Annotated in this window: 16 protein-coding genes; 12 read left to right on the top strand and 4 right to left on the bottom strand. The window is 57.2% G+C overall.

Annotated elements, in window-relative coordinates; all coding sequences use genetic code 11:
- Positions 1-11 precede the first annotated feature (11 nt).
- Together pstB and phoU are read left to right on the top strand one after the other, a co-directional pair.
- Positions 12-839 (top strand): phosphate ABC transporter ATP-binding protein PstB, encoded by an 828-nt coding sequence (gene pstB / locus SH139x_RS02005; RefSeq protein WP_488356142.1) that lies wholly within the window; start codon positions 12-14, stop codon positions 837-839.
- A gap of 47 nt (positions 840-886) precedes the next feature.
- Positions 887-1,546, top strand: a complete 660-nt coding sequence (gene phoU, locus SH139x_RS02000; protein ID WP_488353617.1) for a phosphate signaling complex protein PhoU — start codon at positions 887-889, stop codon at positions 1,544-1,546.
- Between the two features lie 7 nt (positions 1,547-1,553).
- Here phoU and SH139x_RS01995 read toward each other — a convergent pair whose 3' ends face one another.
- From SH139x_RS01995 to SH139x_RS01985, 3 genes are all read right to left on the bottom strand, one after another.
- On the bottom strand, positions 1,554-2,486 hold the full coding sequence (locus SH139x_RS01995; RefSeq protein ID WP_488356141.1) for an RluA family pseudouridine synthase: 933 nt from the start codon (positions 2,484-2,486) through the stop codon (positions 1,554-1,556).
- A 149-nt stretch (positions 2,487-2,635) separates the two neighbouring features.
- On the bottom strand, positions 2,636-4,114 hold the full coding sequence (locus SH139x_RS01990) for a YfgM family protein (RefSeq protein ID WP_488353616.1): 1,479 nt from the start codon (positions 4,112-4,114) through the stop codon (positions 2,636-2,638).
- A 78-nt stretch (positions 4,115-4,192) separates the two neighbouring features.
- A complete protein-coding gene (locus SH139x_RS01985) occupies positions 4,193-4,570 on the bottom strand; it encodes a DUF2237 family protein (protein ID WP_488353615.1) in 378 nt (125 codons plus the stop codon).
- Positions 4,571-4,632: 62 nt separating this feature from the next.
- On the opposite strand from SH139x_RS01985, the gene SH139x_RS01980 reads away from it, so the two are divergent.
- The 7 genes from SH139x_RS01980 (at position 4,633) to SH139x_RS01950 (ending at position 12,605) form a co-directional block, all read left to right on the top strand.
- Positions 4,633-7,020, top strand: a complete 2,388-nt coding sequence (locus tag SH139x_RS01980) for an ATP-dependent helicase (RefSeq protein ID WP_488353614.1) — start codon at positions 4,633-4,635, stop codon at positions 7,018-7,020.
- A 200-nt stretch (positions 7,021-7,220) separates the two neighbouring features.
- A complete protein-coding gene (locus SH139x_RS01975) occupies positions 7,221-8,033 on the top strand; it encodes a 3-keto-disaccharide hydrolase (RefSeq protein ID WP_488356140.1) in 813 nt (270 codons plus the stop codon).
- A complete protein-coding gene (locus tag SH139x_RS01970) occupies positions 8,030-8,701 on the top strand; it encodes a phosphorylase family protein (RefSeq protein ID WP_488353613.1) in 672 nt (223 codons plus the stop codon). The genes SH139x_RS01975 and SH139x_RS01970 overlap by 4 nt, the downstream gene beginning before the upstream one ends.
- 23 nt (positions 8,702-8,724) lie before the next feature.
- Positions 8,725-9,603: a 1,4-dihydroxy-6-naphtoate synthase gene (locus SH139x_RS01965; protein ID WP_488353612.1), complete on the top strand. Its 879-nt coding sequence runs from the start codon at positions 8,725-8,727 to the stop codon at positions 9,601-9,603.
- 129 nt (positions 9,604-9,732) lie between these two features.
- Positions 9,733-10,227 (top strand): DinB family protein, encoded by a 495-nt coding sequence (locus SH139x_RS01960; protein ID WP_488353611.1) that lies wholly within the window; start codon positions 9,733-9,735, stop codon positions 10,225-10,227.
- 57 nt (positions 10,228-10,284) lie between these two features.
- Positions 10,285-11,229, top strand: coding sequence for an ABC transporter ATP-binding protein (locus tag SH139x_RS01955; RefSeq protein ID WP_488353610.1), 945 nt, complete (start codon positions 10,285-10,287; stop codon positions 11,227-11,229).
- A gap of 11 nt (positions 11,230-11,240) precedes the next feature.
- A complete protein-coding gene (locus SH139x_RS01950; RefSeq protein ID WP_488353609.1) occupies positions 11,241-12,605 on the top strand; it encodes an ABC transporter permease in 1,365 nt (454 codons plus the stop codon).
- A 248-nt stretch (positions 12,606-12,853) separates the two neighbouring features.
- Here SH139x_RS01950 and SH139x_RS01945 read toward each other — a convergent pair whose 3' ends face one another.
- Entirely contained in the window at positions 12,854-13,819 is a 966-nt protein-coding gene (locus tag SH139x_RS01945; protein ID WP_488353608.1) for an alpha/beta hydrolase, read from the bottom strand.
- A gap of 98 nt (positions 13,820-13,917) precedes the next feature.
- Between SH139x_RS01945 and SH139x_RS01940 the strand changes: the two genes are divergently transcribed.
- The 3 genes from SH139x_RS01940 to SH139x_RS01930 all read left to right on the top strand — a co-directional run bounded on the left by SH139x_RS01940 (position 13,918) and on the right by SH139x_RS01930 (position 16,238).
- Positions 13,918-14,955 carry an aldo/keto reductase gene (locus SH139x_RS01940; RefSeq protein ID WP_488353607.1) on the top strand — a complete coding sequence of 346 codons (1,038 nt, stop codon included), beginning with the start codon at positions 13,918-13,920 and terminating at the stop codon, positions 14,953-14,955.
- A 136-nt stretch (positions 14,956-15,091) separates the two neighbouring features.
- Entirely contained in the window at positions 15,092-15,619 is a 528-nt protein-coding gene (locus tag SH139x_RS01935; protein ID WP_488353606.1) for a carboxypeptidase-like regulatory domain-containing protein, read from the top strand.
- A 97-nt stretch (positions 15,620-15,716) separates the two neighbouring features.
- A complete protein-coding gene (locus SH139x_RS01930; RefSeq protein WP_488353605.1) occupies positions 15,717-16,238 on the top strand; it encodes a carboxypeptidase-like regulatory domain-containing protein in 522 nt (173 codons plus the stop codon).
- The last annotated feature ends 130 nt before the right edge of the window (positions 16,239-16,368 follow it).

Below are 16,368 nucleotides of genomic sequence, written 5' to 3'. Positions count from 1 at the left end.
AATCAAGCACCATGCAAGACAACGCCAGTTCGCCCGATCAAGAGCCAGCGTCGCGCATTCAAGTGGATGTCGATCTCAGCAAGACGCCGGCCGCGATCGAAGTGGCGAACCTGAACTCGTGGTACGGCAGTTTCCAAGCGTTGCACGATATCACGCTGAGGATACCAGCCAAGCACGTCACGGCACTGATCGGTCCCAGCGGTTGCGGGAAGAGCACGTTGCTGCGGTGGATCAATCGGATGAACGATACGATCCCCACGGCGCGAGCCACCGGGACGGCGAAAATGGGTGACCTCGACTTGCTCTCCCGCTCCACCGACGTGGTCGACCTGCGACGTCGCATCGGCATCGTTTTCCAAAAACCGAACCCCTTCCCCAAAACCATTTTTGAAAATGTGGCGTTCGGCCCCAAATTACACATGCGGTGCACTCGCAGCCAATTGCAAGACGTCGTCCAGTGGGCGTTGCGAAAAGCGGCCGTTTGGGACGAAGTCAAAGATCGCCTGCACGCCCCCGCCTTGGGGCTTTCCGGTGGCCAGCAACAACGATTGTGCATCGCGCGGGCGATCGCCGTTGGCCCCGAAGTCTTGCTAATGGACGAACCCTGCTCGGCACTCGACCCGGCCAGCACCTTGGCGATCGAAGACTTGATCTACGAACTGCGCAAGCAATACACGATCATTATCGTCACCCACAACATGCAACAAGCGGGCCGCTGCAGCGACCAAACCGCGTTCTTCTACGAAGGGCGTTTGGTCGAGGCGGGCGCCACCAAACAAGTCTTCACCAACCCCCAGTGCAAAGAAACGGAAGATTACGTCACCGGTAAGTTTGGCTAAGATAAGAGCAGACATGTCAGTTTCTTTTATTCTCCACTGAGGGATCGATGTCGAAACATTTGGAACGCGAATTGGATCAACTGCGCCACGAGTTGCTATCCTTGTTTGGAATCGTGGAACAGATGATCGCCAAAGCCTTCCAAGCGCTACGGGACCGCCGCACCGATCTGGCTCGCGAAGTCATTAAGACGGATGAGATCGTCGACAGCCGGGAAGTCAAAATTGAAGAAGAGTGCCTCAAACTGTTAGCCCTCCACCAGCCTGTAGCTAGCGATCTGCGGTGGCTGACGATGGTCATCAAGATCAACAGCGATCTAGAGCGGATGGCCGACTTGGCTTGTAACATCGCCGAGCGGGCCGAAGCATTGAATCTCCACCCGCTGTTCCCCATCCCCGATGATTTGCAGGCCATGGTCCGGGAAGCCAGCACGATGGTCCGTCAAGCGCTCGATGCTTTTGTCGATACCGACGTGGCTTTGGCTCGCACCGTGATCAAGAGCGATGACACGGTCGATCAACTGAATCGAAAAGTGATTGTCGAACTGCAAGACCACATGAAGCAAAACCCCAGCGAGGTCGAACCAGCCCTGCATTGCTTCAGCGCCGCGAGGCACTTGGAGCGAATCGCCGACTTGGCGGAAAATCTAGCTGAAGATGTGATCTTCATGGTCGAAGGCCAGATCGTTCGCCACGGGCACCATCACTAGCCGCAGCCTACATGGCTCGCAGGCGCTCCAGCACACCGACCATATCGGCAGGCAACGGGGCTTCGAACACCATCGGACGCCCCGTTTGCGGATGCTTTAATTCCAGACGGGCCGCGTGTAACGCTTGGCGATCGAGCAGCACCTCGCCGCTGGGAGGCACCCCGCACGCGGCCGATGCCCGCAACTGGTCGGCCGTCACCACCGAGCGGCCACCGTAGAGGCGATCGCAAAGCACTGGACAACCTTTGTGCTCAAGGTGCACACGAATTTGGTGCGTTCGTCCCGTTTCGGGAGTCAAGCGGACCAAGGTAAAACGCGGAAATCGCTCCAAGACTTCGTAAAATGTCCGCGCCGGCTTGCTGGTGATGTGACGATCGCGGATCGCCATTTTCTCCCGCTGATAAGGATGGCGACCAATCGGCGCATCAATCATGTCGCGATCGTGGTCTAACTTACCAATCGTGATCGCCACGTATGTCTTCACCACCGTCCGCTCCGCCCACTGTTCCGCCAAATGCATATGCACGGCGTTTGTCTTGGCCACCACGATCACACCACTGGTGTCGCGGTCGAGCCGGTGAACAATCCCTGGACGAGTCGGTCCGCCAACATCTGAGAGCGACTGAAAATGGTACGCCAAGGCACTGGTTAACGTACCGGTCCAATTGCCGCGAGCCGGGTGCACGACCATCCCTGGTGGCTTGTTTACAACCACCATGCCTTCGTCTTCGTACAGCAAATTGAGCGGAATCGCTTCGGGAACCGGCCCATCGACCAGCGGCTCGGGGACGCGAAAACTAACTTTCTGCCCAGCGCGGAGACGAAAACTCGGCCGCTTGCACTTGCCGTCGACCTCAGCACCGTCATTCTGCACCGCGCGACGAATTTGCTCGCGACTGTACCCGTCGGTCATCTGCGTCAAGAACAAGTCGAGCCGCATCCCTTGGCCACTTTCGGGCACAACCACGTCGCGAATGGGCGACACCGCAGCGTGCTCAGCCCCGCTCTCCACTAACTCCTCTTCGGTCAGCTCATCAGCCAACAGTTCCTCTTCGTCAAACGGCTGGTCAGACGAATGCGTTGCGTCGTTCAAGAGCGGTCACTTTGAGATAAAGCTGGAGGTTCGTCTCCAGCAGGAGGTTCGTCCGCTGGCGGCTCCTCGGCCGGAGGTGGTTCGGTGGCTGGAGTTTCCGCAGCAGGCGGCTCCTCAACAGGAGCTGGTTCCGTAGCAGGAGGTTCTGTCGCGGGGGGTTCTGTAGCAGGTGGTTCTGTAGCGGGGGGTTCTGTAGCAGGTGGTTCTGTAGCTGGAGGTTCCGTAGCGGGTGGTTCTGTCGCAGGTGGTTCCGTCGCGGGAGGTTCCGTAGCAGGGGGTTCCGTAGCTGGGGGTTCCGTCGCGGGAGGTTCCGTGGCAGGAGGTTCCGTCGCAGGAGGTTCTGTCGCAGGAGGTTCTGTCGCAGGAGGTTCTGTCGCAGGAGGTTCTGTCGCAGGAGGTTCTGTCGCAGGAGATTCCGTCGCGGGAGGTTCCGTGGTAGGTGGTTCCGTAGCAGGAGGTTCTGTCGCAGGAGGTTCTGTCGCAGGAGGTTCCGTGGCAGCTGGTTCTGTCGCAGGGGGTTCCGTAGCTGGGGGTTCCGTAGCGGGCGTTTCGCTCGCTGGCGAGTCCATGGCAGGTTCAGTTGGTTCTGCGGGAACTTCGATTAGCGAATCGTTTGCGGCCGGGGGTTCGACTGGCGTACCTTCGGCGGGCACCTCAATATCTGGATTTTCGGGCAACGGTTCCGACGAGGTCGTACCACCGAGGGCATTGTTCAACGCGTCAGTCAAACCGGGGACCACTTCGCCATCGCCGGTGGCCGGGGGAGCAACACCGGGGAACTGCATATCGGGCGAACCGGGCAGCCCGGTCCCGGAGGGCATTCCCGGCGAGGCGGCCGGATCAAAAGCGCTTGGTTGCTGCTGGGCAAACCAGCTGACAAAGGCCTGTATATCGGCCGAATCGAGTGACTTTAGCCGGCGGGCAGCTGCTTTGCTCATCGCTTCTGACTCGTTCAGATCGATTACCGTCTGAAAAGCTTCCTTAGCACCCTCGACGTCACCCTTGCTCTCCAGCGTTTGCGCCAAACCATAGAAAGCGCGAGATTTCATCAGCGTGGAAGTCGACTCGGTGGTGACTTGAAGGTATGCCTTTTCGGCATCGTCCAGCAGACCTTTGGCTTCCTCGCGATCGGTGAACATCGCATCGACGCCATTGGCCAAATAAACATCGGCTTTGGACAATGCGGCGATCTCGGCAGCGGCTGTTTCGGGGAATTTGGTCGTCACCGCGTTGTACGCTTCGGCATCCTCGGAGCCACCCGGCTCGGCAATTGTGCTAAACAACAAATCGAAAGTCGCTTCGCTCCGCTGACTGACCGCTCGCGACTTGAAAAAGTTATATCCACCGCTGATCAAGGCAACCAAGATCACGGCAACGAGGATCGGCACCACGTAGGGCTCGATCCAAGTTCGCGCCTTGACCAGTTGGTCAGCGAGTTCGTTTTGTTGCAGCTCGTGCCGTCGTTCATTTTTCATCGAAATTCCAAACCATCCCGGGTGTGCTAGGGGAACCCATAAGCATAGAAATCACTAGGAATTAGCGTCAAGACCGCATTAGTCCACGGCGTACGATTTGAGCTCCTCCAAGGAAGCGAATTCGAGGGCCGACATATGCGTCGCGGACAGCACCACCTGGGGGGCCAGCCCCGCTTCAAACGCTTCCCGCCAACGCGCCGCACAGAGGCACCAGCGATCGCCAGGCCGTAATCCGGGAAAACGGTAGAGCGGGTTGGGAGTACTTAAGTCATTGCCTTGCTGCTTGGAAAATTCTAAAAATTCAGCCGTCATGATCGCGCACACAATGTGTAAACCCGCGTCATCGGGTCCTGTATCGCAACAGCCCGTGCGGTAAAAACCAGTCACTGGATCGCTGCCGCACAATTCCAACGGAGCCCCCAGCACGTTTTTCGCCCCTGAACTCGATACCGGCATGGCAAAATCTCTGTACAATAGATTCCCAATTGTTCACCACGTCGCTTTTGGAAAGCAACACCATGGATGCGATCCTGCGGGATTTGACGGAGCCACAACGCGCTGCAGTAACCCACCAGAAGGGTCCGCTGCTGATTTTGGCAGGCCCTGGCAGTGGCAAGACTCGCGTCATTACCCATCGCATTGCCCATCTTATCTCGCAAGGCGTCGCACCATGGAATATCACCGCCCTGACGTTTACAAACAAGGCGGCAGAAGAAATGCGCCAGCGAGTCGATCGCTTGGCGCCCGGTCAACCGGTCTGGATTGGCACCTTCCACCGCTTTTGCGCACGCCTCTTAAGGCAGTACGCCCCGCTGGTCGGTCTCCGCGAAAATTATTCGATTATTGATTCCAGCGAATCAAAACAGGCTGTTCGCCGAGCAATCGAGGCGGCGAATGTCAGCCTCAGCCATCATACCCCCGACAAAATTGCTGCGGCAATCAGTCGTTTCAAAAACAAGCTCGTTCCCCCCGCCGCTCTCGAAGACGTTCCGCTGCATTCCAATGATTACGTAGCTTCCCGAGTCTACGCCGTCTATCAACAACTGCTCTTAACTGCCAACGCGGTCGATTTCGACGACCTGCTGCTGCACTCCGCGTTCCTGCTGAGAGACCATGCGGAGCTGCGCAGCGAACTCGATGCCAAACACCGCTTCATCATGGTCGATGAGTACCAAGATACGAACACCGCCCAATATGCCATCGTGCGATCACTCAGTGTCCGCCACCCCAACCTGGCCGTCACGGGTGACCCCGATCAATCGATTTATGGCTGGCGGGGTGCCGACATCAGTAACATCCTGGGGTTTGAAAAGGATTATCCCCAAGTTCAACTCGTGCGACTGGAAGAGAACTATCGCAGCACGCCCGAAATCCTGCACCTAGCCGATGTATTAATTCGCAACAACACACGTCGCAAAAACAAAGACCTCTTCACGCACAATCCATCCGGCGAGCCAGCCGTGATGCGTATTTACAATACGGGCTATGAAGAAGCGGATGATATCGCCGAGCGAGTCGCCAACGGAGTCATCGCCGGGACCATGCGGCCCCGCGACGTGGCGGTCTTTTGCCGCATGAATGCCCTCACTCGTTCGCTGGAACACGCTTTTCGCTCCCGCGGAATTCCCTATCAAATCGTCAACGGCCTGGAATTCTATCAGCGTAAAGAGATCAAAGATCTGCTCAGCTACTTGCACTTGATCAATAACCCGGCCCATGACATGGCGATGCAGCGGATCATCAATACTCCCACCCGGGGAATTGGTGCCAAGACGATCAAGTTGCTGTTGCAACACGCCAACAACAACCGCATTCCCCTCTTGGAAGCGGCCCGCGAGGCGAACCAAATCAGCGGCTTGGCGGCCCGCTCAGCCAAGAAAGCCCTCGAGTTCGTGCAGCTCTTCGATCGCTTGCAAAGCAAAGCCACCGCGTCCTTAACCGAGCTGCTGAAATTCACCATCGCGGAAACAGGTTACGAAAAATACCTCAAAACGCTAGCCGACGAATCCGACAACGATCGCTTGGCAAACGTCAATGAATTGATCACTTCGGCGGTTGAATTCGACCGTCAATTTCCTGAACAAGGCTCGCTAGAAGCTTTTCTCGAACAAGTCGCCCTGGTCAGCGACACCGACGCCTTTGAGGCTACCGACGATCGCGTCACTTTGATGACTTTACATGCCGCCAAAGGGCTCGAATTCCCTCACGTCTTTATCATCGCCGTGGAAAATCGCTTGCTGCCACACGAACGCAGCATGGATAGCGATGCCCAACTGGAAGAAGAGCGTCGTTTGCTGTTTGTCGGGATCACGCGTGCCGAAAAAAGCTTACAACTATCTTGTGTCAAAAGCCGCGCCTTCCGTGGCGAGTCGCGCCCCGCCGCTCCCAGTTCCTTCTTGATGGAACTCCCCCGGGACACCATGACGATCATCGACAGCTCCGATCCGGCAGCGCATCGCTTCGGCCCAGCCGGCTACGATGAACTCGATCAATCGCATGACTATCCCGAAAGCTGGGATATCACTCCCGACATGGATGACGATGACGATTTTTCCCAACTGCGAGAACTACCCGAACCCACCAATTATCAACTCCCCGATAAACTGCAACTTCCCGACAAGTTGCAAGCAGCCGACAAACTGCAAGCACAGCAACGCGTATTTCAAAGCGGCGTGACAACCGCCGCCAACCTGCTCTCCCAACAGCGGCAACCGGCTGATGGTAATCCTGGCGGCTCCGCGGAGAGATTCAGCGTCGGGATGCTGGTCGAACACCCTAAATACGGACACGGAAGAATCACAAAACTAACCGGTATCGGCATCAAAAAAACTGCCCGCGTCGAATTTGAAAAGGGCGAATCGGAATCGTTCCGGCTGGAATTCTCCCCGCTCAAACCGGCCGAATAATTAACTTCCGCGATCAGCCGCTACGCGCCAGCGTGCGGTTCCCCGAAACCGCGAGTAGCGCTCAACGACTGATACAACCGAAAACAATCAGCTCAGGAACTGCTGCAAACTGGCACGCTAGGGAATATGCTAGCGGTTTGGAAAACCATCACAGCTTTACCCACCCAGGAACCTTGCTAATGAAATTGCCCCACTCCAAAATCACCCCCCGCCGGCTGCTGGCCACATCCCTACTCTTCGCCGGATTCGCCCTTGCCACCAGCTCAACCCATCTAGCGGCCCAAGAATATCTCAACGGCATCAAATGGGAAAAGCCGCCCATCGTCGATCCGGGCAGCAGTGACACGGCGCCACCCGCCGATGCGATCGTCCTGTTCGACGGCAGCGACGCGTCCGCCTGGTTGAATGCGGACAAATGGACAATCGGCGACGGCAACCTGGTCACCGGCAAAGGACAAATCACCACCAAGGACAGTTTTGGTGATTGTCAATTACACATTGAATGGTCGGCCCCCACGCCGGCGAAAGGATCGGGCCAAGGACGTGGCAACAGCGGCATCTTCATGATGGGGCGTTACGAGATCCAAGTGTTAGATTCTTATGACAACGAAACTTATCATGATGGCCAAGCGGGCGCGATTTACAAGCAAACGCCTCCGATGGTCAACGCCATGCGACCACCGGGAGAATGGAACACCTATGATATCTTCTGGACCGCGCCACGCTTCGCCGAAGATGGCTCGTTGACCTCACCCGCTTATGTGACAGCGGTTCACAACGGCGTGCTGATTCTCAACCACTTTGCCCTGCTCGGTGACACCCCTTACAATCGCCCGCCACGCTATACGGCCCATCCACCAACCGGCCCGATTTCACTGCAGGACCACGGCAACCCCGTCCGCTTCCGCAACATTTGGCTGCGGGAAATCAAGCCGATTCAAGGTGAGCAAGTGCGTGATCCTTTCCTTCGCCAAGGTGACAAGGAAATCCCGCTACCCAAGACAGACGAATGAGCCCACGCCCACTGCTGGTGCCGGCCTCCGCTCGCTTGACCCACAACGACACGCTGGTGTTGGTGCCCACGCAACTGGAGCTGGATATCTTAAATTCGCTGGCACCCGCCAGTGATTGCCAGTACCCCGCGGTGACTTGTGGCTTTGGCCCCGTATCCGCAACGGTGAGCACGATGGCCGCCATCGCCGATCTCCAACCAGCCAGGCTCATCCTGGCTGGTATCGCCGGTTGCTTCACGGGCGAGCGAATTGGTTCGGCGGCAGTCTTTCAATCGGTCCAACTGGAAGGAATTGGCGTCCCTGGCGGCGAACGTTTGCAATCGGGGCACGAGTTGGGCTTTGACCCGAGCCTGCCCAATCACCTCGATGATTTAATCTGCCCGGCGGGTGCCTGCCGGCTGGAATCCCTGCTCACCGTCTGCGTCCCCTCGGACAATCTGGATGAGGCCGAACAGCGTCGCGTGCGTTTTGCCCCGGCGGCCGGCGAGGATATGGAAGGCTTCGGTGTCGCCGCCGCTTGTCGCAACCGCAACGTTCCCTTGACGATCGTGCGGGGGTTTTCAAACCTGGTGGGAGATCGCCGGCAAAAACATTGGCAGATCACCCCCGCGTTGACCGCTGTCGCCGAGATGCTGTTAACCCTTTGTGGCCCTCCAGCCCGCGCTTAATTCACAACGCTCGATAGTGAACCATGTCCAACACAAAACTGCGGCTGGGAATCTCCACTTGCCCTAACGATACATTTGCCTTCCACGCCATTCTAACTGGTCATGTGACCGTGCCGGGGATTGATCTGGAAATTGAACTGTTGGACGTGCAGGAGCTGAACCGAAGGTTGTTCGCGGGGGAATTCGACGTCGCCAAAGCGAGTTTTCATGCCGCCTTGCTGCTGTCAAAACGCTACGGCGTGCTCCCCTCGGGTTCGGCATTGGGCTTCGGCGTCGGCCCGCTGCTGTTGGCCGCGCGGCAAGAATCGCGACCCCGCGGCAACGCGTCGTTGGCTGACGGAGAAACACCCGACCGCGTGCTCTGCCCGGGCCAACACACCACGGCTCATTTGCTGTATCGCATGTTCTTCCCCGACTGCGGCCAAGTCGAGCAAGTTGTCTTCTCGGAAATCATGCCCGCCCTGCAAACCGGCACGGCCGACTTTGGAGTCTGTATCCACGAGGGACGTTTTACTTGGCAAGCTCAAGGGTTGGACTGCGTCGCCGACCTGGGCACGCTGTGGGAGCAAGCCACCGGTCAACCGCTCGCCCTGGGCGGGATTCTCTGCCGGTTAGATTTACCGGCGGAAAAAATTCAGCAAGTGCAACAAGCAATTGCCACTTCGATCGAATATGCAATGGCGAACAGGCAGTCGGCCCTGGTTTCGATGCGAGCCCACGCGCAAGAATTTTCTGACGAAGTGTTATTTTCCCACGTCGACCTGTATGTCAATCAATGGACACAAAACTTGGCAGCCCGCGGACGCGACTCGTTGACTTGCCTTTACCAACGAGCGGTAGCCAGCGGCGCGATCCCGGCGCAGCAACCCGCGCTGCAAATCTTATGCGATTCAGCCCCCTAATTTATCTTCGCAGCTGCCATCCCTAGCGGCGGTCGGCCAACGAATCGCGTATGCTGTCGACACGATGATGATTGCGCCGCGTGAATTTGCTCCGCGGCCACCTTACGATATTCCTCTTATTAAGTTTTCATGATGAAAGCCACCGAAGCGATCGCCGCCACGCTCATGACCTCCGACATGGTTATGAAAGGATACTTGTCCGATTTGACGGATGCCGAGCTGATGACTCGGCCACACCCTGATTGTCAGCATATCGCTTGGCAGTTGGGGCACTTAATTGCCTCGGAAAGCAGTTTATTGGCCGGCATTTGCCCCGGCCACGAACTGGTGCTTCCGGAGGGATTCGCGGAACAACACTCCAAAGCGACCGCCGATTCGAATGACAGCAGCCAATTTCATGGCAAGCAAGCCTATTTGGACCTGTTCGACCAATCGGCACAAGCGATCCGCGGAGCACTCGACTCTTTGTCGGATGCCGATTTAGACGCCCCCAGTCCAGAATCGTTGCGAGGGATGTTCCCCACCGCCGGCCATGTGTTGGTACTGATTGCCACGCACCGCATGATGCACGCTGGACAATGGGTCCCGGTCCGTCGCGCTTTGCAAAAGCCGATCGTGATTTAGCCCGCCTGATTGAGCCACCCTGCTGAGTCCGCTTTTTTCATTTTGGGAATCACGTTCATGAGTGATGCTGAGACGGTCGCACTGACCAATGTCCACCGCAGCTTTGGCGCGCAGTTGGTCATCGATAATTTGAGCTTTGTGGTTCCCGCCGGGTCGCTGTTCGGTTTGATCGGGCCTAATGGTTCTGGAAAAACGACAACGATGCGAATGATCTTGCGGATCTATCAGCCTGACAGTGGCGAAGTCCGCGTGCTCGGACAACCCGCAGGCCGCACGGCCGATCATCGCCTCGGCTATTTGCCCGAGGAACGAGGATTATACCCGCGGATGACTGTGCGGCGGATATTGCGATATTTTGCCCGGCTGAAACAAGTCCGCAATGCGGATGATGCGATTGACCGCTGGCTCGACGCACTTGGCATGACCGGTTGGTCGAACAAGCGGGTGGACCAATTGAGCAAGGGTATGGCTCAGAAAGTCCAGTTCATCACGGCGGTGATTAGCGAACCGAAACTAGCCATCCTCGACGAACCTTTCAGCGGGCTTGATCCCGTCAACTTGGATCTCCTCAGGGAGGCGGTGCGGGACTTGCGCCGCAACGGCACCACGGTGATCTTGTCGACGCACGACATGGACGTCGCCCAAGCGATGTGCGATCGCGTGTTGATGATTTACCGCGGCCGCAATGTGCTCGAGGGGACGCTCGATGATATTCGTTTGAACAAGGGCCAGCCGCGTTTGCGAGTGCGAATGGCTGCCGGTCGCCCCTTGCCGAGCGATCTGCCGGGTGTCGAAACCGTGCTCAGCCACGGAACCGATTATGACCTGCTGCTGAGCGATTTGACCGCCCGTCCCGCCGTGCTCAGCACGCTAGCCGCCGCCGGGGACCTCGAACACTTTGAGACGGTCCGGCCGAGTTTGCACGACATATTCGTCTCGATCGCTGGCCCCGAGGCGGCCAGCAACCCATCCCCCGCGACCACCTTAGAAACCGTTCATTGAGCCACATCCACATGTCGACCATCCTGACCATAGCGCATCGCGAGTACACCGCGATGATTGCCACCAAAGCGTTCTTGCTAACCTTGGTACTAATGCCAGTGTTAATGCTGGGCGGCCTGTTTGTGATTCCACTGGTCAGCCAGATGGAAGGGAGCAAAGAGCGGAAAATTGTTGTCGCCGATGCCAGCGGCAAATTACTGGAAACCTTACAAGCGGCCGCTGAGCAGCGTAACCAGGTGATCCAAGCGGCCAACGCAAACGCCGAGGGTGGCAACGCGTCGGGCGACGACATGGAAAGTTCGCTCGAGGGTCCAGGCGATACTTATTTGATCGAAGCCACCGAACAAGCACCGCTCAGTAGCGAAGATCGCATTCGCCTCAGCGATCAGATACGGTCGGGAGAAATTTATGCATTGGTCGAGATCCCCGCGGAAGTTGATGATCCAGCTACCGATGCGGAAGCCAGAAAAGTTCGTTTTATCAGCAATTCAGGGACGTTATCTGATGTCCGCGGTTGGGTCGCCGGAGTGCTGAACACCACGCTGCGGGTGACGCGTCTGCAAGAGCTTGGCATCGATCCACAACTGGTCGCGGCCGCCGATCAACCGGTGCAAGTCGCCGCCATGCGACCTTACCGCGCCTCCAAGGACGAAACAAATGCTGATGGTGGCGTCAAAGAAGAGGCGGGCGAGGAGGAATCAATGGCAACCGTCTTCGCACCCTTTCTAATGATGATGCTGATGTTTGTGGTCATCTTCTTGGCCGCGCAACCGATGCTAGAAAGTTCGATGGAAGAAAAGACGCATCGCATCAGCGAAGTATTGCTCGGCGCCGTCACACCCACGCAGATGATGGCTGGCAAACTGCTCGGTAACGTGGCCGGTTCCATGATTATCTTTTTACTTTACGGCATCGGTGGCCTTTTTATGCTGTACCGTTATGAGATGTTGCACCTCTTGCCCATGCATCTGTTGGCTTGGTTTCTGGTGTTTCAGATTGCCGCCGTATTGCTGTACAGCTCGATTTTCATGACCGTCGGAGCGGCCGTCAGCCAACTGAAAGAGGCACAAAGTTTATTGCTACCAGTTTGGCTGGTGATGGCCGCCCCAATGATGATCTGGGTAATCGCGCTCCGCGATCCCAACGGTGCGATCGCCACGGGGATGAGTTTCTTTCCTCCTTCAGCACCATTGATGATGATCTTGCGACTGGGAACGGGAGCGGCGGTTCCCGTGTGGCAACCACCACTTTCAGCCGCCCTGCTATTGCTATCAGCCGCGGGCGTGATTGTGATTGCTGGCCGAATCTATCGCGCCAGCCTGTTGCGAGGCGAAGGTGCGCGCTCGTTATTACAATTGCTCCGCAGAGCGGCCTAAGCAACGTCTCCGTTCGCTCCTGCGAAAGTCTATAGCGAGGCGACCAGTTTTTTGGCAGGCAGATGATTGCCCACTAATCACGCCAATCGCCGCGAATGGACAGGACCCAAGAATCGTCCTAATCGACTATCAAACCAACGCGACAAACACCATATCATTCCCACCAATTCTTATTAACGCTTTTTCGCGTCATTCGCGGGCACCTTTCATCGCCTTGATGGGGCAACCCATTGAAGATATCGTTCGCGTTACTGCTCGGCTTGCTTTTCTTCCTGCCAGCCGCGCCACAGCCAGCGGAGGCTTTCGGGCAGAATCGCGCCACCATGCTGACCACTGTGTTCGCCGGTTCCCATCACAAATTGATAATCGTAATCCTTAAAGGCGAGCGCTTTGGCCATCTGGCGATTTGCCAAGGGCCAATTTCCGTGCTCATTATCGAGATCATTCTCGCCACCTTGCAGAAAGACCCGAATGGGCTTCCGCTCCGTCTTGCGGATCAGCGCTGGATAATTGTGGCCGCCGCGGATGTTAGTGAAACTGCCGACATGCGAAAGCACTTTGCGGAACGAGTCGGGACGTTCCCAAGCGACGGTCCAAGCGCAAATGCCTCCCGAGCTGATCCCGCCGATCGCGCGCAGCTCAGGACGTTCCGTAATGTTGTAGTCGGCCTCCACGGCTGGCAAGATTTCCGTGAGCAGAAATTCCGCGTAATCGCCTGAGAGGGTGTCGTACTCGAAAGATCGATTCGCCGGAGTGGGACGCCAACCCGCTTGCTCGGGCAACGCTCCTTTGTGACCGGGATCAATGAAGACCCCAATCGTGATCGGCATCTCCCCGGCGGCAATCAAATTGTCCATCACCGTAGTCGCGCGAAATTGGCCCTGCGGAGCAAGATATGCGTGCCCATCTTGAAAGACCATCAGCGCGGCTGGCTGTGAACCGTCATATTGCGCGGGCACGTAAACCGAATAACGACGGGTGGTGCCCGGGAAGATTTTGCTTTGATCCCACACATGTTCGGTGACAGTCCCCCTGGGCACCCCTGGCTTGGGCATCGAGTCTGGGCCAAGCTGGTAATCTTTGTCGCTGGCCGAGGCGGGGCCGCCGACCAGCAGCAGAGAGACGATCGCCAAACCAGCTAGCAGGGGCGCGGCCAAGCGACGAGCTGGTGCAGGGTGCATTTGCGACGAGTGAATTTGAGCAGGGTGGGCCATTGCGGGATTCCGTGTGGAAAAACATAAAGGGGAATAAAAGAAGAAGCGAAGTCAAATTGTAACCGGCAAACCACCAGCCATGCGAAGGCATAATTACGATGCAACGACGAAGACTTGGACGCAGCGGAATCGTGGTCTCAGCGATCGGGATGGGGACGATGACTTTCGGCTCCCAGTGCGACGAGGCAACCTCCCGAGCCATCTGCGACCGAGCCGTGGAAGCTGGTATCGATTTTTTTGACGCCGCTGAAATTTACCCGGTCCCGCCGACTCGGGAGACGGTCGGTGTCACCGAAGAGATTCTGGGACGCTGGCTGCAGTCCAAGCCCCGTGACTCGATCATTATCGCCAGCAAAGTGACCGGCCCGGCCCATGGCTGGTTTGCCGCGCCGGTTCGCGAGCAACACTGCGCGCTCGACCGCCACCAAATTCGGCTGGCCTGCGAACAGTCGTTGCGGCGTCTGCAAACTGAATACATCGACTTGTACCAAACCCACTGGCCCGACCACGGAATGCCTTACGAGGAAGTTTTGGGCGCGTTGGAAGAACTGAAGCAGGAGGGGAAAATCCGCGTCATCGGATGCAGCAATGAAACCAGCTGGGGGTTGATGAAAAGTTTGTGGATGGCTGATCGGCAAGATATCGGCCGCTACGAGACGGTGCAAAACAATTTCAGCTTGATCAATCGCCGCTGCGAAAATGAACTGGCTCAGGTCTGTCGTCGCGAGCAGATCAGCCTGCTGCCCTACTCGCCCCTCGGCGGCGGCGTGCTGACTGGAAAATACAATCACGGCAATCCACCTGGCGGTCGCTTTACCGATTACCTAGAAAACGGAGCGGAACGACAGTTGAAAATGGCTCAGCGATTTGTCAATCAACGGACGTTGGAAACGGTCGAGCGTTTGGTGCCGCTGGCCCAAGCCCACGGTGTCAGCCTTTCGGCCTTGGCGCTCGCGTGGAGCAAGCAGCATGACTTCGTCGCCTCGACATTGGTGGGAGCCACTTCGGTAGCCCAGCTCGAAGAGGCGTTGCCGGCGATCGATCTAGTGCTCGACGAGGCGGCGCTCGAGGAAATTGACCAGATCGATGTTGACATACCGAACCCAATGACCGAAGACGGCCTGCGCAGGCTCTAAACCTCCTAGCCCGCACGCTCCCCCTAAGACGCACGAGCAATTTCTTCCGACTTTTCCTCAAAGTTGGTAGGGTGCCGTGCCGACAACTGAAGATGAATGGACTATATTTTGCTCGATGCTTGTTAGGAAAATAGGCATGAAAACTTCCAAAATGTTTCGCGTCGCGGTGGTGGCAATGACCTGCTTGGGCGTGGTCATGCCAAGCCGAGGTTTCGCCAACGAACCAGTGATCGTTGACGGCATCCCCGTCAAGCAGACGATCGAAAATCTGAGCCTCACCGATGGCGTGCTGGTCGGCGGATTGGTCGACAAGAATGGTCGCGGAGTGGCCGACGCTCCGGTAGTGATTGGTCAGCAAGGCAAACCTGTCGCTGAATTGCGAACCGATGCGGAGGGCCGATTCGCCGCTAAGGGTTTGAAGCCAGGCGTATATCAGGTCGTATCCCATGGTGCCGTGACCACGCACCGTGCCTTTGCAGCCAATCAAGCTCCCAAAGATGCCAAGCGCGGTGTGATCCACCAGGTCGATCCCGAAGTTGCTCGTGGTGCACCCTCCAACGGCGGACTACTGGGAATTTTAGCGAATCCTCTCGTGTTGGCACTGGTTATTGCCGCAGCAATCGCAATTCCACTCGCTCTCGATGACGACGACGACGCCAGCTGAGCTCCCAATTTGGGGAAAGTGTTAAAGGATGTCGATCCCGATAGCCGAAACTAAAAACCAGTAGACTATCCAACGTTCGACGCGAGTAGGAACAGGTATGAAGACTTCCAAAATCTTTCGGGCCGCGATCGTAGCGATGACCTGCTTGGGGGTCTGCATCCCCCATCCATCGGTCGCTGCTGCGGTAGTGGTAGACGGTATCCCGATCAATCAGCAGGTCGAAGACCTGAGCCTCCAAAATGGGCTGATGGTTGGCGGACTGGTTGACAAAGCTGGCCGGGGTGTCGCGGACGCTCCCGTGGTGATTGCTCAGCAAGGCAAGCCGGTGGCGACCCTGCGGACTGACGTCGATGGTCGTTTCTCCGCGGCTGGACTGAAGCCAGGCATCTACCAAGTGGTATCTCACGGCGGCTTGAACAACTATCGCGTTTGGGAAGAAGGCAAAGCGCCCGCGACTGCGAAGCGTGGCGTGATTCACCAAGTCGATCCGGAAGTTGCTCGTGGTGCCAGCTCGGGCGGTTTAATCGGAATTTTAACCAACCCATTGGTGATTGTGGGCATCGTCGTAGCGGCGATTGCGATCCCCATCGCGATTGACGACGACGACGACGCTAGCTGAGCTTGGTCTCGCTGTCTACCAATCCGCTGGACTATGCCCAGCGGTTGCCCTGACACAGCACTGAAATATAGAACACCGAAGGCCACGCGAGAAACCTCGTCGTGGCCTTCAGTTGTTATTGCCTCCATCG

This window comes from Kothea flammea (genome assembly GCF_052161645.1).
Lineage (GTDB): Bacteria > Planctomycetota > Planctomycetia > Pirellulales > Pirellulaceae > Laterigemmans.
Note: the sequence above shows the minus strand (reverse complement) of the source record. Positions and strands in the feature narration are given on the sequence as shown.